The 22265-nt window shown below is 65.5% G+C and carries 20 protein-coding genes and 1 riboswitch; of the genes, 5 read left to right on the forward strand and 15 right to left on the reverse strand.

Going from position 1 to position 22265, the window contains the following annotated elements:
- The first annotated feature begins 208 nt into the window (after positions 1 to 208).
- Positions 209 to 300, forward strand: a riboswitch (TPP riboswitch).
- Positions 301 to 354: 54 nt separating this feature from the next.
- A complete protein-coding gene (locus BO226_RS03520) occupies positions 355 to 1119 on the forward strand; it encodes a 3-oxoacyl-ACP reductase (RefSeq protein WP_071934609.1) in 765 nt (254 codons plus the stop codon).
- Positions 1119 to 2423, forward strand: a complete 1305-nt coding sequence (locus BO226_RS03525) for an LLM class flavin-dependent oxidoreductase (protein WP_071934610.1) — start codon at positions 1119 to 1121, stop codon at positions 2421 to 2423. The genes BO226_RS03520 and BO226_RS03525 overlap by 1 nt, the downstream gene beginning before the upstream one ends.
- A gap of 15 nt (positions 2424 to 2438) precedes the next feature.
- On the opposite strand, the gene BO226_RS03530 is transcribed toward BO226_RS03525, so the two are convergent.
- On the reverse strand, positions 2439 to 3383 hold the full coding sequence (locus BO226_RS03530) for a type IV toxin-antitoxin system AbiEi family antitoxin domain-containing protein (RefSeq protein WP_071934611.1): 945 nt from the start codon (positions 3381 to 3383) through the stop codon (positions 2439 to 2441).
- 133 nt (positions 3384 to 3516) lie between these two features.
- Positions 3517 to 4797: a serine hydrolase domain-containing protein gene (locus BO226_RS03535; protein WP_071934612.1), complete on the reverse strand. Its 1281-nt coding sequence runs from the start codon at positions 4795 to 4797 to the stop codon at positions 3517 to 3519.
- Positions 4798 to 4977: 180 nt separating this feature from the next.
- Here BO226_RS03535 and BO226_RS03540 point away from each other — a divergent pair, with 180 nt between their 5' ends.
- The gene (locus tag BO226_RS03540) at positions 4978 to 6024 is read left to right on the forward strand and encodes a zinc-dependent alcohol dehydrogenase family protein (protein WP_064063243.1); all 1047 of its coding nucleotides are present in this window, start codon (positions 4978 to 4980) and stop codon (positions 6022 to 6024) included.
- Positions 6025 to 6036: 12 nt separating this feature from the next.
- Here BO226_RS03540 and BO226_RS03545 read toward each other — a convergent pair whose 3' ends face one another.
- The 5 genes from BO226_RS03545 to BO226_RS03565 are packed head-to-tail and all read right to left on the reverse strand — an operon-like array spanning position 6037 to position 14855.
- Complete coding sequence (locus BO226_RS03545; RefSeq protein WP_071934613.1) at positions 6037 to 8274, reverse strand: glycoside hydrolase family 3 C-terminal domain-containing protein; 2238 nt, start codon at positions 8272 to 8274, stop codon at positions 6037 to 6039.
- Complete coding sequence (locus BO226_RS03550) at positions 8271 to 9479, reverse strand: DUF3322 domain-containing protein (protein ID WP_083543573.1); 1209 nt, start codon at positions 9477 to 9479, stop codon at positions 8271 to 8273. Before BO226_RS03550 ends, BO226_RS03545 begins: the two co-directional genes overlap by 4 nt.
- Positions 9476 to 12784, reverse strand: a complete 3309-nt coding sequence (locus BO226_RS03555) for an ATP-binding protein (protein WP_006554777.1) — start codon at positions 12782 to 12784, stop codon at positions 9476 to 9478. The genes BO226_RS03550 and BO226_RS03555 overlap by 4 nt, the downstream gene beginning before the upstream one ends.
- Positions 12781 to 13380: a DUF4194 domain-containing protein gene (locus BO226_RS03560; protein WP_033097366.1), complete on the reverse strand. Its 600-nt coding sequence runs from the start codon at positions 13378 to 13380 to the stop codon at positions 12781 to 12783. The genes BO226_RS03555 and BO226_RS03560 overlap by 4 nt, the downstream gene beginning before the upstream one ends.
- Positions 13377 to 14855, reverse strand: a complete 1479-nt coding sequence (locus BO226_RS03565) for a DUF3375 domain-containing protein (RefSeq protein ID WP_071934614.1) — start codon at positions 14853 to 14855, stop codon at positions 13377 to 13379. The genes BO226_RS03560 and BO226_RS03565 overlap by 4 nt, the downstream gene beginning before the upstream one ends.
- A 202-nt stretch (positions 14856 to 15057) precedes the next feature.
- Between BO226_RS03565 and BO226_RS03570 the strand changes: the two genes are divergently transcribed.
- Entirely contained in the window at positions 15058 to 16824 is a 1767-nt protein-coding gene (locus tag BO226_RS03570; protein ID WP_071936339.1) for a TerD family protein, read from the forward strand.
- Between the two features lie 68 nt (positions 16825 to 16892).
- Here the strand turns inward: BO226_RS03570 and BO226_RS03575 are convergent, their stop codons facing one another.
- The 8 genes from BO226_RS03575 to BO226_RS03610 form a co-directional block, all read right to left on the reverse strand.
- On the reverse strand, positions 16893 to 17252 hold the full coding sequence (locus BO226_RS03575) for a hypothetical protein (RefSeq protein ID WP_071934615.1): 360 nt from the start codon (positions 17250 to 17252) through the stop codon (positions 16893 to 16895).
- A gap of 26 nt (positions 17253 to 17278) precedes the next feature.
- On the reverse strand, positions 17279 to 17866 hold the full coding sequence (locus tag BO226_RS03580; protein ID WP_071934616.1) for a DUF3558 domain-containing protein: 588 nt from the start codon (positions 17864 to 17866) through the stop codon (positions 17279 to 17281).
- 330 nt (positions 17867 to 18196) lie between these two features.
- On the reverse strand, positions 18197 to 18556 hold the full coding sequence (locus tag BO226_RS03585; protein ID WP_071934617.1) for a hypothetical protein: 360 nt from the start codon (positions 18554 to 18556) through the stop codon (positions 18197 to 18199).
- A 17-nt stretch (positions 18557 to 18573) separates the two neighbouring features.
- On the reverse strand, positions 18574 to 19161 hold the full coding sequence (locus BO226_RS03590; protein ID WP_071934618.1) for a DUF3558 domain-containing protein: 588 nt from the start codon (positions 19159 to 19161) through the stop codon (positions 18574 to 18576).
- A gap of 85 nt (positions 19162 to 19246) precedes the next feature.
- Entirely contained in the window at positions 19247 to 19609 is a 363-nt protein-coding gene (locus tag BO226_RS03595; protein WP_071934619.1) for a hypothetical protein, read from the reverse strand.
- Between the two features lie 24 nt (positions 19610 to 19633).
- Entirely contained in the window at positions 19634 to 20221 is a 588-nt protein-coding gene (locus BO226_RS03600) for a DUF3558 domain-containing protein (RefSeq protein ID WP_071934620.1), read from the reverse strand.
- A gap of 86 nt (positions 20222 to 20307) precedes the next feature.
- A complete protein-coding gene (locus tag BO226_RS03605) occupies positions 20308 to 20667 on the reverse strand; it encodes a hypothetical protein (RefSeq protein WP_037215801.1) in 360 nt (119 codons plus the stop codon).
- A gap of 8 nt (positions 20668 to 20675) precedes the next feature.
- On the reverse strand, positions 20676 to 21266 hold the full coding sequence (locus tag BO226_RS03610) for a DUF3558 domain-containing protein (RefSeq protein WP_071934621.1): 591 nt from the start codon (positions 21264 to 21266) through the stop codon (positions 20676 to 20678).
- 237 nt (positions 21267 to 21503) lie between these two features.
- Here BO226_RS03610 and BO226_RS03615 point away from each other — a divergent pair, with 237 nt between their 5' ends.
- The gene (locus BO226_RS03615) at positions 21504 to 22265 is read left to right on the forward strand and encodes an IclR family transcriptional regulator (RefSeq protein ID WP_071934622.1); all 762 of its coding nucleotides are present in this window, start codon (positions 21504 to 21506) and stop codon (positions 22263 to 22265) included.

Raw genomic sequence — 22265 nt, forward strand, 5'->3', positions numbered from 1 at the left:
GTCTCCGACCTGCTGGGAAAGGGAGACGTAGGGAGCGTTGTAGGGGGCCGGCGTGTGCGTCGGAATCTCCTTTCACGGATCGGGGCAGGAAAGGCTCATTTTAACGCCGATCTGAGCTAAGTTCCCGGGTCGGTGATGTGACGATCCGATGAATGCCGACGCCGACGGTCTCGACGGGGTCGAGATCCCGAGGTGTAACCTGTGCGCAGGACTCGACACGGGGTGCCGGACACGGCTGAGAGAACACCCGTCGAACCTGATCTCGATTATGCGAGCGAAGGGATGCCGAGCCGGCGACAGGCCTGAGGTCTGTCGCCCTCACGCACCCTTCCCGACACAGGGAAGGCACAGAAGATGTCATTGCAGAACCAGGTCGTCCTCGTCACCGGTGCCGGTCGCGGCCTCGGCCACAGCATCGCGCAGGCGTTCGCCGACGAAGGAGCCGCCGTCGTTCTCGATTACCGGCGCAGCGGCGAGAGCGCGCACGAACTGGCCGACAAGATCGGACCCGAGCGGGCCGTCGCTCTGAAAGCCGATGTCACCGACCGCGCCGACGTCGAGTCGCTGTTCGCGCGGGCCCGCGAGCACTTCGGGCGACCCGTCACCACGGTCGTCAACAACGCCCTGCCCGACTTCTCGTTCAACGGCGACGCCCGCGCCAAGGCGGACGAGATCGGATACGCCGAATTCGGTGCCCAGTTCGACGGGGTCGTCGGTGGTGCCGTCAACGTCATCCAGGCCGCGCTGCCGGGCATGCGGGAAGCCGGCGGCGGCAGCGTCGTCAACATCGGCACCAACCTGTTCCAGCACCCCGTCGTCCCGTACCACGACTACACCGCCGCCAAGGCCGCGCTGCTGTCGCTGACCCGCACCTTCGCCGCCGACCTCGGCCCCGACGGGATCCGCGTCAACATGGTCTCCGGTGGGCTGCTGCGCACGACCGACGCATCGTCGGCGACCCCCGAAGCGGTGTTCGACCTCATCGCGTCGTCGACGCCGCTGCGGAAGGTCACCACCCCCGAGGATCTCGCGGCCGCGGTGCTGTTCTTCGCCTCCGACTGGTCGCGGGCCGTCACCGGGCAGAACCTGGTGGTCGACGGGGGACTGGTGATGAACTGATGACCGGACCACGCACCCTCCACCTCAACGCCTTCCTCTACGGCGTCGGGCACCACTCGGCGGCATGGCGCCATCCCGACTCCGCCGCCGAACGCATCGGCGACATCACGTATTTCGAGGAACTCGCCCGCACCGCCGAACGAGGACGCCTCGACGCCGTGTTCTTCGCGGACGGTCACAGCGTCAACCCGAAGTACACGGCGGGCACCACCTGGTTCCTCGAACCCCTCACCGCGCTGGCGGCCATGGCGCGCGCGACCGAGCACATCGGTCTGGTCACCACCGTTTCTGCAAGCTTCTTCACGCCGTTCCACGCGGCACGGATGCTGGCCTCGCTCGACCACATCAGTGGTGGCCGCGTAGGAGCCAACATCGTCACCTCGATGTTCGACGAGGAAGCGCGCAACCACGGATTCGACGCGCTCCCGCCGCACACGGAGCGATATGCCCGGGCGGAAGAGTTCATCGAAGTGCTGTGCGCACTGTGGGATTCGTGGGACGACGGCGGTGTCCTCGTCGACCGGGTCGGCGGCAGGTTCCTGGACTCCTCCGCGATCCGTCCGATCCATCACCGGGGCAAGCACTTCCGCGTCGACGGTCCCCTGACCGTGCCGCGGTGCCCGCAAGGCCGACCCGTGCTGTTCCAGGCGGGGGCGTCGGAGACCGGGCGCAACCTGGCGGCCCGCCACGCCGAGGCCGTCTACTCCGTCGCGTGGGACATGACCGCGGCGATCGAGTACGCCACCGACCTGCGCGCGCGGATCGCCGCGGCCGGCAGGGATCCCGGTACGGTCGCCATCCTGCCCGGACTCGTCACCTACGTCGGTCGCACCGAGGAGGAGGCGTGGGCGAAGAAGGCGGAACTCGATGCGCTCCTCGACGTCGATGCCGCCGTCACCCAGCTCGGCGTCTTCACGGGTCAGGACTACACCGGCCACGACCTCGACGCTCCCGTCGACGACCTGCCACCCATCGAGGAGTTCACCGGGCCGCAGGGGCGCTACGCGACGGTGCAGCGCATCATCGAGACCCGCCGTCCCACCCTGCGCGAACTGCTCGGCTACCTCGCCGCGGGTGGTGGTCACGCGACGATGATCGGCACCCCCGAATCCGTCGCCGACAGCATCGAGGAATGGTTCAGCGCGGGTGCCTGCGACGGCTTCAATCTGATGTGCCCCGCCTATCCGGATTCCCTCGACGACTTCGTCGACCTCGTCGTCCCGGAACTGCAGCGTCGCGGCCTGTTCCGGACCGAATATCCCGGCTCGACCCTGCGCGACTCGCTCGGTCTGAAGACGGTATAGCGGAGCGCGAAGCGGTCATCGGAGCGGGTTGTAGCGCGCGCCGATGACCGTTTCGCGCTCCAGAGCAGCTCGACGTGCCTGCTGCCGACGACGTGCGCGCTCGAACCGATCGACGACGACGTGGAATCGCGACAGCTCCGCCCAGTTCCAGCGGATCACCTCCAGCCCGAGATCCCGTAGCGCATCCTCGCGCTCCTTCTCAGCGAGCAGATCGTGGCGCTCGGTGTACTTTCCGGCACCGTCGAACTCGCCGACGATGCCGAGTTCGCGCCACAAGAAGTCCACGCGGTACCGGCGTCCGTCACGAACGACGATCTCGTGCTGCAGGTCGGGCATCGGTAGACCCGCCTCGATCATGTGCAGCCGCGACAGCGACTCCCCGACACTCTCGCTCCGGCCGTCGACGAGGCGCGCGACCGACTCCGCCGCGACGATCCCGGTCCTACCTCGACATGCAGCAAGGATCCGGGGCAGGTCGAGATGCGCCGTCGGATCCGCACGCAACGCCGAATCGCCGATGACGAGAGCACGCGGACGCGTCAGCGTGCGCGCGACGTCGACGACGGTACGAGCGAGCGACGTGACGCGGAGACCGTCCACGTCGACGACGTCGCCGTCCAGGTCGGAGGTGTGGATGTGCAGGTCGTCGCTCACCCGGCAGCTGCGCGTCGGTGGGCGCGTGACGTGGATCCGTCCCAGCGGCGCGTCCCACACGTCGAGGCCGTGGACGACCGCGGCCGTCACATGACTGAGCGCCTCGTCGGCGTCGAAGCGGGAGCCGACGAGGCGTGCCCGGGCGAGGTGAACTCCCACGGGGCCGAGGGCGTCGACGTCCTCTCGTGTCATGTACGTGCCGCGAGCGATCCTGACGAGCCCGCCGTGCCGGAGCCGTGTGCGCACCGCACGATCCGATATGCCGGCCTCGGCGAGCATCGCCCTCGTCCACACCTGTCGGGTCATGGACCCGATCTTCGGGCACGGCCGGACCCGATCCGGGGCCGTCGCACTCCGATCGCCTCGGTCTGTGGAGAACACGAATGCCTGTGGACAACCACGTGACGCGGCCGTGCTCGCCCACCGGACGCCGGTACGATCAGCCTCCCGGCGTCGGCACGGGAGTGCTTTCCTCCGCTCCGGGAGCGCGTGCCGGATCGCTCGGCGCCTGATAATCGGAGCCGTAGAAGATCGGCAGGATGCCCTTGACGAGGGTCAGCGCCGAACCTTCACCCGAGGGCACCGTCGACAGATTCGTGGCGATGACGATCGTCAGGTCGGTGTCGGGGTCGTGTCCCATGAAGGTCATGAAGCCGGGAAGCTGACCGTCGTGCCCGAGCAGGGGACCGAACTGCGCCATGCCGAGTCCGTATCCGGCGGTTCCCCCGCCCACCGACTGCACGCTGTCGAGCCGGGTATTCTGCATCTGCTCATCGAGCAGACCGCCGCCGACCAGTGCCTTCACATAGGTGGTCATGTCGTCGACGGTGGAGATCGCGGCGCCCGCGGTCCACGCCCAGGAGGGATTGTCGTCGGTCACGTCATTCGGCTTCAGTGTTCCGGCGAGCGCTGCGGCCTGCTGGTCGTCCGGCAATTCGAAGGTATCGATGGTGGAGACGTTGGTGCCGAACATGTAGCCCCGCGGATGCGGATCCGGGATCGAGGAATCCTCGATCGCCGGGAACGAGGTGTTCGCCAATCCGAGCGGAGCGAAGATCCGCTCGTCGAACGCCTCGGCGACCGGCATGCCGGTCAGTTCCTCCACGACGAGTCCGAGGAGCACCGTATTGGTGTTGCTGTATTCGAACTGTTCGCCGGGCGAGAAGTTCACCGGCTGGGCGAACGCGATCTGCAGCAGTTCCTCCTGCGTCCACACCTTCTCGGGTTCGCGGTCGAGTGTCGCGTTGAAATCCGGATCGAAGGTGTAGTTGTACAGGCCGCTCCGCATCTCGGCGAGCTGCGCGAGGGTGATGGTGTCGCCGTTCGGGACACCGTCGATGTACTTAGATATCGGGTCGTCGAGCGACAGGCGACCTTCCTGCACCAGCTGCAGGATGGCGGTGACCGTCATCGTCTTCGTGTTGCTCCCGATCCGGAAATGATCGTCGGCGGAGATCGGATCGTCGGTGTCGAGGGCGGACGTGCCGAACGTGCCGGTCCAGTCACCGCGGTCGGGGGAGCTGATCTGGACCACCGCGCCGGGAATGGCGTTGTCGCGCATCAACCGGTCGACGGTCGATTCCACCTCCGCCACATACTCGGGCCCGGCCTCCTCGGAGGAGGCAGGGGGCGTCGCGGATTCGGGCTCGGTGGTGTCGGAACTGCACGCCGAGACGGCCAGTACGACCACCGCCACGAGTGAGGTTGCGAGTGTCTTCATCGATCGTCTGCTTTCGGGATCGGTGGTCCCCGAAAGAGCAGGGGACTCTGTGGTGGTGTCACGAATCCGGACATGTCCCGCTGTCGAGGTGAATTTTTCACCCCCTCCGAACGATTCCGATCGCAGTGTCCCTCATGTCATCCTTGGAACAGGGCCGAATCCGTGTACGGAGGTCAGATCATGAAGGCACTGGTGTTCCACGGGCCGGGGAAGCGATCCTGGGAGGACGTTCCCGACGCAACCATCCAGGACAGTACCGACGCGGTGGTGCGGGTCGACGCGGTCACCATCTGCGGCACCGACCTGCACATCCTCGGGGGGGATGTGCCCGAGGTGACCGACGGCCGGATCCTCGGCCACGAGGCCGTCGGCACCGTGGTCGAGGTGGGGGACGGAGTGCAGACACTCGCTCCCGGCGACCGAGTGCTCGTCTCGTGTATCACCGCGTGCGGTACGTGCCGCTTCTGTCGCGAGAGCCGGTACGGGCAGTGCCTCGGAGGCGGCGGCTGGATCCTCGGGCACCTGATCGACGGCACCCAGGCCGAATTGGTCCGAGTTCCGTACGCCGACAATTCGACCCACCGCATTCCCGACGGCGTGAGCGACGAGCAGATGCTCATGCTCGCCGACATTCTGCCCACCTCCTACGAGGTCGGCGTACTCAACGGCTGTCTTCGACCGGCCGACGTCGTCGTCGTCATCGGAGCCGGACCCATCGGACTCGCCGCGATCCTCGCCGCACGACTGTTCAGCCCGAGCCGCATCGTCGCCGTCGACCTCGCCGACAGTCGCCTCGACGCGGCGAAGGCGTTCGGGGCTAACGTCGTGGTCAACAGCGGTCGCGAGGACGCGGCGGCCGTCGTCCGAGATCTCACGGGAGGTCTCGGCGCCGATGTCACCGTGGAGGCCGTCGGCTATCCCGAAACGTTCGAGCAGGCGGTCGCGCTCGTCAGGCCGTGCGGACACGTCGCGAACATCGGCGTGCACGGCAAACCTGCGACCCTGCACCTCGAGGACATCTGGATCAAGAACCTGACGATCACCACCGGCCTGGTCGACACCTACTCGACGCCCACACTGATCGGTCTCGTGAGCAGTGGTCAGCTCGACACGTCGCCGATGATCACGCACCGGTTCGCGCTCGACGAGTTCGAACAGGCCTACGACGTGTTCTCTCGCGCCGGCGAAACCGGTGCGTTGAAGGTGCTCCTCACCGCCGGTTCGTGACCGGCTCTGCCTTCACTCCTGCTGGTTGACCACATCGAGAAGCTGCTGGATCTGCTCCGACTCGACCCCTGGAGCGAATCCGGCGAGGCGACCGAGCGGCATCGACGCTGCCATCTTCAGAACACTCTCGTCGACCCCGACGTCGCCGCCGAGCGAACCGAACGCCTGCAGGACGATCTCGGCGGCCGCGGGGTTCTGGAACAGTTCTCCGAGAGACGATTCCATCGTCAGCGGAATTCGCACCGCGTCGCCCGTCATGTCGACGGTGAGCGTCTGCCGGATGTCGCGGCTCGACGCACCGATGTCGATGCTGTACGTGCCACCTTCGACCACCCAGGAATCGACGCGGGTGTCCCAGTAGGCGAGGTCGTCGCGTCGGATACTCACGGTCACACGTTGCGATTCGCCGGAATCCAGACGGACCTTGGTGAAGCCCTTCAACTCTCGCGGCGCCCGAGCAACGGACGAACCGGGTGCACCGGCGTACACCTGCACGACCTCGGCGCCCGCACGCCCGCCCGTGTTGGTGACGGTGACGTGCACCGTGAGATCGCCGTCGGATTCCACAGCGGCATCGGAGTATTCGACCGTCGTGTACGACAAGCCGTGACCGAAGGGGAAGGACACGTCGAGGCGACGCGCGTCGTACGAGCGGTATCCGACGAACAATCCTTCTCCGTACCGCACATGGCCGTGTTCGCCCGGGAAGTTCGTGTGCGCCGGGGTGTCCTCGAGCCGGATCGGGACGGTCTCCGCGAGGCGGCCGCTCGGATTCGCGTGCCCGTAGAGCACGTCGGCGACGGCGCCGCCACCGGCCTGCCCGAGCAGCCACCCTTCCACGATCGCAGGAACACGGTCGGCGAAGCCGCTGAGCCGCACGACACCGCCGTTCGACAACACGACGACGACGTTCGGGTTCGCCGTCAGCACAGCATCGAGCAGCGCGGTTTGACGCTGCGGGAGTTCGAGGTCGTCGCGGTCGAAACCTTCGGATTCGAGTTCGGCGGGTACACCGAGGAACACGACCGCGATATCGGCGTCTGCGGCACGCTTCACTGCCTCATCGACGAGTTCGGCCGAGTCCGATCCGTCGAGCGCGTAACCGGCGGCGAAGGGAACGTCCCGGCCGGACAGCGACCGGATCTCGTCGAGCGCGTTGTCGAGGCGCGTCGGTTCGATCCGGGACGATCCAGCGCCCTGGTAGCGCGGCGTGCGGGCCAGTTCGCCGATCACCGCAATGTTCGCGTCGGTGGCGAGGGGGAGCAGGTCGTTCTCGTTGCGGAGCAGCACGATGCTCTGCCCGGCCACCTCGCGTGCGAGGGCGTGATGGGCATCGGCGTCGAAGGTCGCGCGGGGATCGGACGCAGCGACGGCCTTCTGCACCAGTTCGATCACCCGCGCGGCTGCCGTGTCGAGGACCGATTCGTCGACCGTGCCCGCCCGTACCGCTGCGACGATCTCGGCGTCCGTACGACCTCCTGTGGACGGCATCTCGAGATCCAGACCTGCCGCGAGGGACGCGACGCGGTCGTCGACAGCACCCCAGTCGCTCACCACCAGACCCTCGAAACCCCACTCGCCGCGCAGGACGTCGGTGAGCAGCCACGGGTTACGGGACGAGTACACCCCGTTGATCCGGTTGTACGAGCACATCACCGTCCACGGCTGCGCGTCGCGCACGACCCGCTCGAAGGCACGCAGGTAGATCTCCCGCAGTGGCCGCGGGTCGACGTCGGCGGAGACCCGCATCCGGTCGGTCTCCTGGTTGTTCGCCGCGAAATGCTTGAGCGACGCACCGACACCCTGCGACTGCAGGCCGCGCACGAGCGCGGCGCCCAGAACACCGGAGAGCAGCGGGTCCTCAGACAGGTATTCGAAGTTCCGCCCGCACAGCGGGGAGCGCTTGATGTTGATACCGGGCCCGAGCAGGACACCGACCTGCAGTGCACGGGCCTCCGCGCCCAACGCCGCGCCGACGCGCTCGAGCAACTCCGGGTCGAAGGAACACCCCAGCGCGACGGCAGGCGGGAAGCAGGTCGCGGGCACGGACGAGTGCAGACCGAGATGGTCGCCCTCGGCGGTCTGTTTCCGCACACCGTGCGGCCCGTCGGTGAGCATGATCGAGGGGATGTTCTCGCGCGCAACCGGTTCGGTGTGCCAGAAGTCGAGGCCGCTGGTGAGCGACGCCCTCTCCTCGACGGTCAGTCGCGCCACGATCTCGAGGGGTGAGCGGAGGGCCGGTTCGGTCATGAGACTCCTTCTCCAAGCGCGGTCGGATCCATCCTGGTCGAGTCTCGATCATGTCCGATCGCGCCGGTGAAGGCGCGGGCAAGTGCCTCCATCACGTGCGGCCACGGAATCCGCTCCTGCTCGAGGCGGAGTCGTTCCACGCGCAACCGCGTGAAGACCTCATTTTCCGCGGGCGTCAGTCGCATCGGCACGTGCGAGCTGGGGGACGGTTCCTCTACCGCGAGAGCACTCCACGCTTCCAGGGTGTGGAGGTCCATGAGGAAACTGCGCACGTCAGGCAGGTAAGCGCGGAAACGGTCGAGAATCACGAAGCCGTGCGTGTCGAGATCACCCCAGTAAACGACATCCGAGTCGGCGAGCCAGGATAGTGCGGCCAGTTCGTGCACTGCGTAACCACTGCCGTGTACGGCCACGGTGCCCGGCAGATCAGGCAGCGCGTGGAGGCCCTCTTTGTTCTCGAGGACCAGTATGCGCTCCGGGTGGAGCGGCAACTCGGCGAGCTCGTCCAGCGGCGCCGCACAATGTCGCGGTCCCGTGGGTAGCAAGGTGCGGTCACAAACCGCAATTTCGCACAATCGAGGCACCGAACGCACACCGAGGTCACGATTCCCCACAGCGCCTTCGAGAAGTACCTCGACCAGTCCGCGATGCCGCGAAATCCACTTGGTATCCACACCGGGCACCGGAAGCTGCCGAATGAAAACGTCCGAAGCCGGATGGTCGGCCAGCCACCGGACCACGCCGACAAGGCGCACGAAGTCGGCTTCGCCGAGTTCGAGCCACCGTGAAAGCGTCGAGCCGATCGCGTCGGCAAGCGCGGGGGTACCGGGTGCCAGAATCTCCACCAACTGCACCCGCCGGGCGGTGAGCCTGTGCCATTCGGACATCCGGCCTGCCGCGGCGGCAATCTCACCGGGACCTGCAAACACGACCCGCACCGGCACATCCTGCGTGCCGAAGCTCGGCCAGCGCCGCGTCTCCCAGTGCACGCGACCGATTCCGCGGTGCATCTGCCAGGCGCGCACCCATGCGACCACGGCGTCGGGATCCTCCGCGACCTGCCGTTCCGAGGGTGGGTGCAACGCAATCGACAGTGAATCGGATTCGGCTGCAATTGGATCGGCCACCCACTTGCTGCGACGATTCCGGTAGGCCGTCTCTGCCCTGGTACTTACGGCTGACGGCGGCACGCACACTGTACTCACTCGCGGGGCTCCTCCGCGCTGCGGATCGGCAACAAGGCCAGCTGCGAGTACTTCTTGTCCCTGATGCTCACCGCGGCCACCCCATCAATGTAATCGTCGAGGGTTTGCAGCAACTTCAGCGGCGTCGCGAGCACCATATGGAAACCGAATCGGGTGAACACGTCGAGTGCTCGCCGCGTGTACGCAGGATCTGCACGGTCGAATGCCTCGTCGAGGATCACCGTGCCGTAGCGCGGCAACTCTTCCCCCGATGCCGCCAGCTGATAGCGCAGGGCGGCGGCGAGACAGAAGAACACCAGTTTCTGGGCCTGCCCACCCGACAGGCCGGAGCTGGAGTCGTGGAAATTGACGTCCACGCCCTCCCCGTCGACCTCGACTCCGATGAAGCCGACGTGCAGGCGGGTGTCCAGTACCAACTGCCGCCAGCGCCGGTCGGCGGGTTCGCCCGAGTCGAGGCGTTCGAGGATCCGCTCCATCTGTTCGAACCGTTGCTCGGCGGCGACCCGGTCCTCTTCCTTGAACGAGCCGCTGACAATGCGCTGCAGTTCCGCGAGGAAATCGGCCGCGGCAGGCGAACGCCGATCCTTCACATCGATCCGCAGAGTCCGGTCGGTGTCGAACGGAGAACGCCGGAGCGATTCGTTCACCGGCTCGATACGGGAACGGATCTCGCCCGGTGCCCTGCGGATCGCGCGGGCCAGCTCTCCGATGTTGCGGCTCGATTGGTCGTTGAGTAGCCGGAAGAACTCGTCCTCGTATGCGGGTAATCCGTCGTTGCGCAGTCGAGTGAGCACCGCGAGAGCATCGTCTACGTACTCTGCGTCGGAGCGCATCTCGGCGCGTCGTGACTCCCATTCGGCGAGATAGGCGGTGAGGATCGCGGTGATGCGCCGCTCGGCGTCCGTGGTTCTCGTGAGCGCCGCACGGTGCTCGTCCGTGATGGTTCGTCCGACGGTATGCAGTAACCGGTCGATGTTCTCGCTCGTCGGTCGACGTGCGGCAGCATCGAAGCGTGCGCGGATGCGCTTGTCGATCCCGTCGGGAACCGCCGAATCGGCGTGTGCTTCCACTTCTGCAAGCCGCTGCCGAGTGTGCTCCACATCGCCACGGTGGCGTTCGAGACCGGATCCGGCTGCGGTATACGCTGCGCGGGCCTCCTTCTCCTCGGTTTCCGCACGGGCAAGATCGAGCGTGAGCGAGGCGTACTCGGCATTGCCCTGCAACCATCCCTCGAGTCGATGCTCGATCGCGCCAACCGCTGCCTCGGCCGCTTCGACGTCGATGTCGGCCCAGGTCGTGTCGAGGATGATCTCCGCCGCGTGTCGACGCTGCTGTACCGTGCACTCTGCGTGCTCGAGCAACTCCTGCCGACGTTGCAGGCGGGCGATCTCGGATTCGACCTCGCCGATGCGGCGACGCAGATCGGAGAGCTTGGTTTCGTTGTCGAACCCGAGCACCCATCGGCTGCGGTCGTCGACGCGGTACCTGTCGTCCTTCTCGTGCCGCTCGCCGCCGTGCTTGACCTGACCGGCCCGGGTCACGCCGCGCGGCACACCTCTCAGGTCGTCGACGGTCGCCACGCACGCATAGTCGAAACGCTCGGCGAGGTGGTGCTGCAGCCACGCTGCGAGCGGTCCCGGCCGCACGTCCAGTTTTCGAACCAGCGATTCGTCACCGCTCGCCGGGGTGGCAGGTCGGCCGGAACGAGTACGCACCCGGCGGTACACCAACCGGGTGCCGAGATGCTGCGCGTCGACCACTGCTGCAACGCGTGAATAATATTCGTCGGGTACGAGCATCGTGCGAGCAAGCCCGCCGAGTACGCGCTCGATGGGGCCGGTCCACTCGGCATGCTCGGAGCGCACTTCGAGGAGTTCGCCCGCGAAGTGCAACATGTCTTCGCTGAGACCAGCTGCGGTGCAGACCAGTTCGCGTATCCGCAGTAGAGCGGGATCGAGATTGGAGCGTCGCCGGGCGAGCAGCTCTCGGTCGGCGATGAGTTGTCGGTGTTCGGAACGCAGCGTGCCGAGTGCTCGCACCACCTCGTACACATCGTTTCTGCGTGTACCGACTGTCGCGTCGAGCTCACGCAACTCCGTTTCGAGCTGGGCTCGCAGATGCGCGAACTCCTCAGCGGTGGTCGGTGCCTCTGCTTCCCATGATCCGACGGCGGTGTCGAACCTGCTCCGTGACTGTACGGTCCGAGTCAGGTCGGCTTCCGCCGCGTCGCGTTGCAGCCTGAGAGTGGACAACCGTCCACCGTCGGTGGTTTCGAGCCGCACCCGCAGATCGAGGGTGCGCTCGGCCGCGCGCTCGGCTTCCACCGAGGTCTTGTCGACGGCAGTCTGCAACAGTCCGATCTGTGCGTAGGCCTCGTCGAGCTTCTCTCGCAGCAGATCCACCGTCATCCGGGCATGCACGGCGTCGAGGTGGTCGTTCTCTTCCTGTAGTTCGCGTTGTTGCTGGAGGCCTCGGCGGCGAACCTCCGCGAGACCGACAAGGGGATCGAGTGCCTCGACTTGCCGACGCGCGTCGACGACGACACGGTGCGCCTCGCGCAGGTCGCGGAACTGGGACGTCGCGCGATCGGCCATCGCGAAGGTGTCGGGTTCGTCGAGCATGTAGTCGCGCAGCAACTGATCGAGACTGTTCAGACTCTTGGCCGACAGTGTTCGGTGCAACAACCGTTGGGCCGCCTCCGACGAAATGCCCAGCTTCGCGCGGAAGGCGCGAGCGAACGGCGTGTAACTGGGATTGACAGTAGCCCCGGGCCAACGCTTTCGGATGCCCCGGGTGTCGATACCGCGGCCGGCGAACGGCTCGAGATCGATCAGGTCGAAATCAAAATCGAAGATCAGATGCAGGTGAGAGACATCGTTGTTCGCGTTGGCTCCACGCCGCAGGTGCATGAGCTTGACGAGCGTCACGGGCGCGGCACCGTCGCCGGTGCGGTAGGTGAGCGCGACGGCACTCCAGGTGGCGCCCGTACGTAGATAGGAAGCGGTCAGGGAGTCGGTATCGACATCGGCTTCGCGCCGCCACGCACCGCGGATGTAACTGACGAAGTTGCGCCCGGAACCGGCCGCGGATTCCTGCGCGGCCGCGTTGAATCGGACACTGCCGCCCGGCATGAGCACCGTGGAGATCGCATCGATGAGAGTGGATTTTCCGGATCCTGACGCGCCGGTGATCAGGAAACCCTTGCGCGCAATCGGAATGTCGTGGTGACCGTGTAAGGTTCCCCAATTCACCACCTGCACGCGGGCAAGCCGGAACTGGGACGGGTGGGGAGGGGTGGCCGTCACGGCTGACTCTCCGCGACGATGTGCCGGAACTCCGCTTCCACAGCAGCAACCTGATCGGCATCGAACAACTGCCGCAACACCGGAGAGACTTCCATCCGACCCTCCGTCGACGTCGACGCGAGAAGGCTGTACTTCTTCAACTTCTCCCACGAAGCGTTGACCCTGCGCCGGAAACCGGCCGGGTCGGTACTCGTGGCCGCACGGTACATCTCGAGCTGCCCGGCCATTTCGTCGAAATCGACAATGACCCGATCACCGGGTTGTGCGCGGAGGAGCAGCTGCCGCAGCGACAACAGCATCACGGTGTCCATGAATGTCAATCGCTCGGTGCGCAACACTGCGGGGGCCTTGTGATCGCCGGTTTCGGCGGGACGGGTGAATGCGAGCTGTTCGTCCTCGTCGACGACGAGATCGAGAAACACATCGGCCAACCGAGAACGCAGCACGCGCTCGTCGCGGATCACCGTCCGCCACACCTCGGGATGCTTGCCGGCGGTAATGAGCGGACCCTTGAGGAGCTGGACCAATGCGCGCCGGGTGTCGAGTTCGAGTTCGCCGGTGTCGCCGGGATACAGCCCGGTCGTGGTGTCGGTCATAGGCTGTCCTGTTCCGAGGTGGTGAAGGCAGGATCGGTGGGATCGAACAGATGCCGGCGTACCGTGGCCACCCGTTCGACGCCGGATGGGGAGCTCCAGCAAATCTCCTCATCGCCCTCCACGCGGTGTCCGTGCTCGACGGCGAGAACCAGAAGCCCGATGGCGCTTGCCAACCCTTGGGTTGCGGGATGTTCGCGCAGGACCTCGCCGATCGTCGCGCTACCGCGCACGCGCAGTGTGGCCGCTATGCTACCGACCAGCTCGTCCATGTCGATTTCCGATTCGCGGACGATGCGCCGCAGATCGTCGAGGTCGACCTCACCTGGCGTCTGCGACACCACCGGTTCGGACACCAGATCGTCTGCGGGATTGTGCAACTGTAATGCCGCGACCGATTCGATACTCATGCCGATCCGCACCAGGTCGAGGTCGAGCGGTTCATAAGGCTTGCGGTGGGGTGCCACCTGCAGAGCGTGCTGTTGCGCCGAGCGCAACAGACGTTGCAATCGGCGATGTTCCTCGTAATGGCGGGACTGCACGAAATGCCGCAGTGAGCGTGACAGCGACGTCATCGTCGCATGCACTTCGCCACCTGCGTCCTCCATCTCGGTGAGCAAGGATCGGAACCGATGACGTTGCTCGGGAGACAGGCTTCGGGCGAACGGACGAGTCAGTACCGCCTCGATCCAGTCGTCGAGCTGTGCAGACCGTTCAGGATCGATGATCATGTCGTAGAACCCGGTGAAGCTGCGTCCTGCATCGGAACTGCCGATGAGGTCGACACCTCGGAAGACCTCGCCCAGAGTGCCGCCGCGGTCGCCTTCGTCGTCGAGGATCCGTGCGCGCAACTCGCGATTGAGCCCTTCGAGTGCGGCCCGTACTCGTGCGAAATCCCCGGGGATCTCGCCGGCAAGCGCGAGGATCTCCGACACGCGTTCCGCGGCCCGTGGGCCATCGAGGACAGGGAAGTCGCCGGATTCCACCGCTGCGATCTGCCGGTCGAGTGCGTCGCGCTCGGCCCGCAGCGTTGCCAGACGGGTTTCGCTCCGTGGGTCCGAATCGCGAGCCAGCGCCTGCAACTGGCTCGACAGGGTTGTCAGTCGTGATTCCGTGATCGAACTGGTGTCGGTCGTCAGTTGCGCAACGAAATTCAGTGCGACGAATGCGGACTCGGTCGGCTCCAGCGTCTCTTCGCGCGAGCCCGTATCGGCACGTCGGAGCAGAAATCCGGCGCGCACCCAATCTGCGCAGTAGGCCTGGGCGGTGCGTGGAAGGTCGAATCCCTGGTCGCGGAGGTCCTGCAGGTCTGCGTCGAGGCGGGCGAACAGCTCGGGGGCGGGAAGTCGCCGGGTTCCCCGATCGAAGTGTCGTCCCAGCATCCCGAGGATTGCGGGGGCGTGGTCGGCGCGCAGCAGCGTCCACGCGGCGTGCTGATCGCGCAGCCGCGTCAGGCGGTACAGGTCGGCAGTCGACACAGCTTCCCTCTCGCTTCGATCGCGCCCATGGTGGCACACGCCTACGACAACCGTCTCCTACGGGATCGGCTCGGTGTCGGGGCGGTGACGACAGTGTCGGTAACAAGGGCCACAATGTCCGACCGTGTCGGTTTTCGTCGGGGGATGAAAGCGATCGGAGGATGACGTGATCGAAGTGCACGCACCCGCGGAGGGCGCCGTGATGTTGCCCCGCGACCATCGGTGGGTGGTGGTCGACGTCGAGACCTCGGGCGTGCGTCCCAACGCCCACCGGGTCCTGAGCGTCGCCGCCCTCGTATTGCGCGAGGACGGGTCCGTGGAGCGGGAGTTCTCGACCCTCGTCGACCCCGGCTGCGATCCGGGACCGGTGCACATCCACAACCTCACCCGGGAGCGCCTCGCCGGGTCGCCGCGATTCGAGGACATTGCCGGTGAACTGGCCGGGATCCTCGACGGCGCCACGATCGTCGCCCACAACGCGTCGTTCGACTACGGATTCCTCGACGCCGAGTTCCGTCGGGCCGGCACCTCGCTTCCGGCGCAGCACCGTCTGTGCACGCTCGCGTTGTCGCGCAGGCTCGAACTCGACGTCCCCAACTATCGCCTCGCGACCCTCGCGCAGCACTGGCAGGTCCAGCAGCTGCAGGAGCACGACGCCTACGACGACGCGCGGGTCCTGTCGGAGATCTTCCTGCGCAGCGCCGCGATGGCCGACAACCTGCAGTTGCCGTTGCCCGTCGTCAACTGCCGCAGCCGCAAATCGGTGTATCCGGCATCCGTCCCGCGGGTCGCGTGCCAGTGGAAGAACCCGGGTCGCCTCGTCGACGACGGCCTCGTCCAGGGCATGAAGGTCGTGATCAGCGGTTCCACCGTCACCCCGCGGGTCGCGCTCGCGAACCGGTTGACCGACGCCGGGCTCGACGTGATGAACAACGCGAGCAAGCAAACCAGCGTCGTGGTGTGCAACGACCCGACGGTGCAGACCGCCAAGATCCGCAAGGCGATGGCCGAAGGCATCCCCGTGATCAGCGAGCAGCAGCTCGAGGACCTGCTGACGCGAGTCCGGCCGGGCGAACCGAAGGTCGCGACGGTCGTCGACATCATTCCGCCGCCGGAACCGCAGGTCGTGGTGGCGCCTCAGAGTTGGAGGTTGACCGGGCAGAAGCCCAAGCTGTGGACCGGACGCAAGGTACTGCTGCTCGGCGGCACGCACCTGCAGGCCGTCATGATGCGTTCGCGTCTCACCCAGCTCGGTGCCCGCCCGGCCCTCAACTTCACGGCCGCCGTCACCGATGTGCTGGTCCTCGAAGGAGGAGAGGCCGACAAGCGGATGGCGCGGGTCGCAGCGCGTGAGCTGCCCGTCCTCCGGCCCGACGACGTCGATGCCGCAGTGGAGAAGGGAGTCGTGCCTCCACACATGCGCGTGGAGTCGTGGCTGACGGCGCCGGTGCTGTCCCGCGGCGAGGTGATCGACCTGCCGACCGACAGTCACCGCTGGGCCGTGAACGTCGCGTGGAAGGCCGAGACGGCCGGCGACGAGTTCGACCTCGACGTCGTCGCCTTCCTGCTCGGAGCCGACGAAAAGGTCGACACCGACGACGATTTCGTCTTCTACAACAACCCGCTCTACGACGACGGCGTCGTCGAACTGACCATCGACGGTTCGAGCGAGCACTGCATCCGTGTCGATCTCGCAGAGCTTCCCGCCGAATGCGAACGCATCGCCATCGCCGCGGCCATCGACGGCAACCGCACCTTCGGCGAACTCGGCGCAGTGTCGGTCGGCGTCGACAGCGACAGTGGCACCGCCGCGACGTTCGTGCTCGACGCCGGCACCACCGAACGCACCATGGTCCTCGCCGAGATCTACCGCCGCGCCGGCAAGTGGCGGCTGCGCGCGGTGGGGCAGGGGTACGACGACGACCTCGCGGCCCTCGCACGCCGGTACGGCGTGGATGTCGATGACTGATCTCTGCTTCGTCGCGCGGGTGAGGATCGCCTGAGCGCTGCGGAGCGCGAAGTGGTCATCGGTGCGTGTTATTGCCCGCTCTGATGACTATTTCCCGCTCCGCTGTCGGGGTCGGTGTCGGCGAGTTGGCGGGCCCAGTCGGATTCGGTGTCGAGGAAGGCTTCGCCGCCGGTAGCGAAGGCGTCGCGGAGTTTCCTCAATGCTTGAATGAATTGTTTGACGCGTTCGTGAGCTGACTCCGGAGTGCCCATGGCTTTACGCTTGTAGCCGGCTGCGAGCTGTTGGGCGGATTCGAAGTCGCCGAATCCGCGAACGTCGGTGAGCTTCGCTGCCGTCGCCTGTGTACCGTCGAACTCTGCGAGCATCACCTCGCAGATCCGCAGGATCTCGTCAATTACATGTGGTTCCAGCCTGGTGAATTCGGGCATTGTAACCTCTCGACTTGGCAGGCGAATCAGCTAAGGATTTGCCGTTCGACTGCGGCTACCAGTTCCTCGAAGTCAGCGCACCATTCCTCTACAAGGGCGTTGCCGGGTCGCTCGGTATGGAGGATTCGCGTGAACATGACGATTCCGAACTCGGTTTCGAGAACGTACTTGCACGTGTCGCTCCGGTTCGTGTCGATTTCGAGCAACGCGCGACGATCGTTGATAGTCAACGTTGTTGCGATGTGCCTGTTGTTGTCGAGTTCTTCCGTGAGGGAGACGTTTCCAGCAAGAATGTTGAGACTATAACCGCGTCGTACACCGGGGACTTGGTTGCGGTCTCGGTACGTGCATCCAAGGAAGGTATACGTCCCCATCGGCATGTCCGCGAGCTCTTTCTTCGCCGCGTCGTACCCCGCTGCGGTCATGACGTCATCGGGGATGTCGTAACAGGGATCGAAAGTGACGGGTGGTCGGCCGGAGTCGTCGGTGATGCGCGGGGTCCGGGTGGCCGACGTGGAAGCCTCGTCGCTCGTGGCCGGCTCCGCCGAACCCGGACTGCACGCCGTCGCCACTACCGCCAGTGCTGCGAGCGCGGCTGTTCCCCACCTGCCCATGCGACCCCCTGATCGATTTGTCGGCAGACGCTAACACAACGGCTCGGCCCAGCACTCCGGAGCGCGAACTAGTCACAAGAGCGCGTTGTAGCGCGCTCCGATGACCGTTTCCCGCTCCGCGCGCCCATAGGTATCTGCAAGGTGGCCTGATTCGCAGGATCGGATTGATTGTGATCGCAATCGCAGATACTGTCTGCACCGTTCCGAATAGCCAACGGGCGAGCGGATGGAAGTCGCATCGGTTGTTCCCCTTGCCCATTCGACCCCGATCGAATGCCAGCCGGACGCCGACACAACCGCTCGAGCGCGCGAAGTGGTCAGAGGCGCGCGTTATTGCGCGCTCTGATGACCGTTTCCCGCTCCGCTGTCGGGGTCGGTGGCGGCGAGTTGGCGGGCCCAGTCGGATTCGGTGTCGAGGAAGGCTTCCCCGCCGGTGGCGAAGGCGTCGCGGAGTTGGGTGAGGGCGTCGATGAACTGCTCGACGCGTTCTCTGGCCGACTCGGGTGTCCCTGCGGCTTTGCGTCGATAGCCTGCGGCTAATTGCTGTGCGGAGTCGAAGTCCCCGAAGCCCCGGACGTCGGTCAACTTGAAAGTCTGTTTGTACGACTGGTCGAACTCATCCAGCATGGTTTCGCAGATCCTCAGGATCTCTGCGACGACGTGGGGCTCGAGCCTGCTGAACTCCGGCATGTTCGTCCTGTTCGATGTCAGTTCGCGATGAAGGGTTCGACCGAGGCGACGAGGTCTTCCATACCTGCGCACCAATCGGTTTGAGGTGCAGGACCCGAGTGGTCGGCATAAAGAACACGGGTGACGAGTACAACTCCGAAATCTGTCTGCAGGGCGTACTTGCAGCCGTTTCGTGCGCCAGAGTCTACTTCCAGGAGCGCTGGTCGGCCGTTGATGGTTGTATGGCTGGCGACATGTGCGTTCTTCTGGAACTCCTCGTCCAAAGTGACATTGCCAGCCAGGATGTTGAGGCCGTATCCGCGTCTGACTCCCGGGATGTGGTCCCTGTTGTCGTATGTGCATCCGAGGAAGGTGTACGTCCCCATCGGCATGTCCGCGAGCTCTTTCTTCCCCGCGTCGTACCCCGCTGCGGTCATGACGTCATCGGGGATGTCGTAACAGGGATCGAAAGTGACGGGTGGTCGGCCGGAGTCGTCGGTGATGCGCGGGGTCCGGGTGGCCGACGTGGAAGCCTCGTCGCTCGTGGCCGGCTCCGCCGAACCCGGACTGCACGCCGTCGCCACTACCGCCAGTGCTGCGAGCGCGGCTGTTCCCCACCTGCCCATGCGACCCCCCGATCGATTGTCGGCCAGACGCTAACACAACAGCCCGAGGTGGTGCTTCGGAGCGCGAAGTGGTCAGAGGTGCGCGTTATTGGGCGCCCTGATGACTATTTGGCGCTCCGCTGTCGGGGTCGGTGGCGGCGAGTTGGCGGGCCCAGTCGGATTCGGTGTCGAGAAAGGCTTCCCCGCCGGTTGCGAAGGCGTCGCGGAGTTGGGTGAGGGCGTCGATGAACTGCTGCATGCGTTCGCTCGCTGATTGTGGCGTTCCAGCACCTTTGCGGCGATATCCCGCAGCAAGTTGTTTGGCGGACTCGAAATCCCCGAATCCACGTGCGTCGTAGAGGCCGTCGGCGAGTGTCTTGGACTCTCGGAGTTCGTCGAGCATCACCTCGCAGATTCGAAGTATCTCGGCGACCACAGCCGGTTCCAGCCGTACGAAGGGCGACGACATGCTGTCTCCTGACGATCCGACAGTTCAATCAGTGACGTATGGCTCGATCGAAGACACCAACTCCTCGAAGTCGGTGCACCACTCTTCGATCGGCGGACCCCCGGGGTAATCCGGGTGGTAAAGCCTGTTTAAGATGACAGCCCCGAAGCTCGTCTGCAACAGGTAGCTGCAAGTGAGGCTTCGATCGGGATCGACCCTCACCGCAGCAGGGCGACCGTTGATGGTCGTCGGTGTCGCTCCGGTCGGATTCTCCGCAAGCTGCTCGTCAAGAGACACGTTTCCCGACAACAAGGTGAGGTCGTAGCGAGCCAGCACCCCCGGGATCTTGACGGTGCCTTTGTATCGGCACCCCAGGTAGGTGTACGTCCCCATCGGCATGTCCGCGACTTCCTTCTTCCCCGCGTCGTACCCGGCCGCGTGCATGACGTCGTCGGGGATGTCGTAGCAGGGGTCGAAGGTGACGGGGGGTCTGCCGGAGTCGTCGGTGATGCGCGGGGTCCGGGTGGCCGACGTGGAAGCCGCGTCGCTCGTGGCCGGCTCCGCCGAACCCGGACTGCACGCCGTCGCCACTACCGCCAGTGCTGCGAGCGCGGCTGTTCCCCACCTACCCATGCGACCCCCCCGATCGATTTGTCGGCAGACGCTAACACAACCACCGATGGCAGTACTCCGGAGAGCGAAGTGGTCATCGGTGCGCGTTATTGCGCGCTCTGATGGCCGTTTCCCGCTCCGTTGACAGGGTCGGTGGTGGCGAGTTGTCGAGCCCAGTCGGCTTCGGTGTCGAGGAATGCTTCTCCGCCGGCGGCGAAAGCGTCGCGGAGTTGCAGAAGGGCGTCGATGAACTGTTGCATGCGTTCTCTGGCCGACTCGGGTGTGCCTGCAGCTTTACGGCGGTATCCTGCGGCGAGTTGTTGGGCGGAGTCGAAGTCACCGAAACCTCGCGTATCTGTGAGGTTATCGGCCCTCGCTCTGGACGCGTCCAGCTCCACCAACATGACTTCACAAATTCTCAAGATCTCGGATACGACATGCGGTTCAAGCCTGGTGAAGTCTGGCATGTAATTCCCTATTTGTTCCCGATGAACGGTTCGAGTGAAATAACGAGTTCTTCCATGCGCGAACACCACTCGCTCTGAGGTACTTCTCCTGCGTGGTCCTTGTTGTAGAGCCTGTTGAAGAAGACGACACCGAAGTTGGTCTGAAGAACGTATTTGCATGCGGCAGAGTTCTCTTGGTCGATCTTGAGGAGTGCCCGACGTTCGTTAATGCTAGTTTCGGTCGCTATGGAGCCGTTCTTCGCGAGTTCTTCGTCGAGGGTCACATTCCCGGACAAGATACTGAGGCTATAGCCTCGCCGGACTCCCGGGACGTGGTCATCCTTTCGGTATGTACAACCGAGGAAGGTGTGGGTACCCATCGGGTAATCCGCGACTTCCTTCTTCCCCGCGTCGTACCCGGCTGCGTTCATGACGTCGTCGGGGATGTCGTAGCAGGGGTCGAAGGTGACCGGTGGTCTGCCGGAATCGTCGATGATGCGCGGGGTGCGGGTGGCCGGAGGAGAAGCCTCGTCGCTCGTGGCCGGCTCCGCCGAACCCGGACTGCACGCCGTCGTCGCTACTGCGAGTGCTGCGAGCGCGACTGTTCCCCACCTACCCATGCGACCCCCCGATCGATTTGTCGGCAGACGCTAACACAACGGATCGGTCGAGCACCCCGGCGCGCAAAGTGGTCACAAGAGCGCGTTGTTGCGCGCTCCGATGACCGTTTCCCGCTCCCCGCGCCGACAAGGCGTCGGTGCTCTGTCTCACAAGATCAGTTTGATTGTGACTGCAATCGCATCTACCGCCTGCATCGTTCCGAATAGTAGAACGACGTTCCGAACTGCGAGGCCGCTATGACCCACTCCGCCGCTGTCGTCACCGACGAGAACCGTCGATCCGTGCTGGGGCGCGCATTCGACATCCTCGAGTGCTTCACCGACGCCGAGCCGGAGCAGACGATCGGGTCGCTGTGCGCGGCGACCGGCCTCCCGCCGGCGACCGTCCATCGGATGCTGGCCAGCCTCGTGGAGTGGGGAGCCGTCGAGCGCGCAGCGCGCGGCAAGTACCGCCTGGGTATGCGGCTGTGGCGTCTCGGCTGGGGTGTCCCCGGCGCTCGAACCCTCAAGGACGTCGCACGCCCGCACCTGGTCGACCTGCACACCAGCACGCGGGAAGCCGTTGCCCTGGCCTCCCGCGACGGGGACAGCGTGGTGCTGGCCGACGTCATCGCCGGTAGCTCCACTCGCACGGGCCGGATCCTTCCTCGGCGCCTGGACCTCGTGAACTCGGCGCCCGGATCGGTCTTCATGGCCTACATGTCCCCGGACGAGGTGTCGGAGCTGACTGCCCGCACACAGCACGACCACAACGACGCCTTCCGTCTGCGTCAGGAGCTGTGCGAAATCCGGCGCACCGGAGCAGCCGTCGTCCAGAGCGCCGACGGTATGTACTGGATCGCGTCGCCGGTGTTCGCGAAGCCTCGGGAAGTGCGGTCGGTCGTGTGCATCGCGGTGCATCGCCCTCGGTTCAACATCGGTGCGCTGGTCCATGCCGTGGTCGACACGGCGCGCGCCGTCAGCGACGGTCTGCCTCCTTCTCTCCGTTCGGTGGGCTGA

The organism is Rhodococcus sp. 2G, from assembly GCF_001886355.1.
Lineage (GTDB): Bacteria > Actinomycetota > Actinomycetes > Mycobacteriales > Mycobacteriaceae > Rhodococcus > Rhodococcus pyridinivorans.

Bases quoted from the DNA above. Each gene is read 5' to 3' on its own strand.
- BO226_RS03530 (WP_071934611.1), bottom strand. From the start codon at position 3,383: ATGACCCGACAGGTGTGGACGAGGGCGATGCTCGCCGAGGCCGGCATA.
- BO226_RS03525 (WP_071934610.1), top strand. From the start codon at position 1,119: ATGACCGGACCACGCACCCTCCACCTCAACGCCTTCCTCTACGGCGTC.
- BO226_RS03560 (WP_033097366.1), bottom strand. From the start codon at position 13,380: ATGACCGACACCACGACCGGGCTGTATCCCGGCGACACCGGCGAACTC.
- BO226_RS03570 (WP_071936339.1), top strand. From the start codon at position 15,058: ATGTTGCCCCGCGACCATCGGTGGGTGGTGGTCGACGTCGAGACCTCG.
- BO226_RS03600 (WP_071934620.1), bottom strand. From the start codon at position 20,221: ATGGGTAGGTGGGGAACAGCCGCGCTCGCAGCACTGGCGGTAGTGGCG.
- BO226_RS03580 (WP_071934616.1), bottom strand. From the start codon at position 17,866: ATGGGCAGGTGGGGAACAGCCGCGCTCGCAGCACTGGCGGTAGTGGCG.
- BO226_RS03605 (WP_037215801.1), bottom strand. From the start codon at position 20,667: ATGCCAGACTTCACCAGGCTTGAACCGCATGTCGTATCCGAGATCTTG.
- BO226_RS03615 (WP_071934622.1), top strand. From the start codon at position 21,504: ATGACCCACTCCGCCGCTGTCGTCACCGACGAGAACCGTCGATCCGTG.
- BO226_RS03520 (WP_071934609.1), top strand. From the start codon at position 355: ATGTCATTGCAGAACCAGGTCGTCCTCGTCACCGGTGCCGGTCGCGGC.
- BO226_RS03575 (WP_071934615.1), bottom strand. From the start codon at position 17,252: ATGCCCGAATTCACCAGGCTGGAACCACATGTAATTGACGAGATCCTG.
- BO226_RS03590 (WP_071934618.1), bottom strand. From the start codon at position 19,161: ATGGGCAGGTGGGGAACAGCCGCGCTCGCAGCACTGGCGGTAGTGGCG.
- BO226_RS03545 (WP_071934613.1), bottom strand. From the start codon at position 8,274: ATGACCGAACCGGCCCTCCGCTCACCCCTCGAGATCGTGGCGCGACTG.
- BO226_RS03585 (WP_071934617.1), bottom strand. From the start codon at position 18,556: ATGCCGGAGTTCAGCAGGCTCGAGCCCCACGTCGTCGCAGAGATCCTG.
- BO226_RS03540 (WP_064063243.1), top strand. From the start codon at position 4,978: ATGAAGGCACTGGTGTTCCACGGGCCGGGGAAGCGATCCTGGGAGGAC.
- BO226_RS03535 (WP_071934612.1), bottom strand. From the start codon at position 4,797: ATGAAGACACTCGCAACCTCACTCGTGGCGGTGGTCGTACTGGCCGTC.
- BO226_RS03610 (WP_071934621.1), bottom strand. From the start codon at position 21,266: ATGGGTAGGTGGGGAACAGTCGCGCTCGCAGCACTCGCAGTAGCGACG.
- BO226_RS03595 (WP_071934619.1), bottom strand. From the start codon at position 19,609: ATGTCGTCGCCCTTCGTACGGCTGGAACCGGCTGTGGTCGCCGAGATA.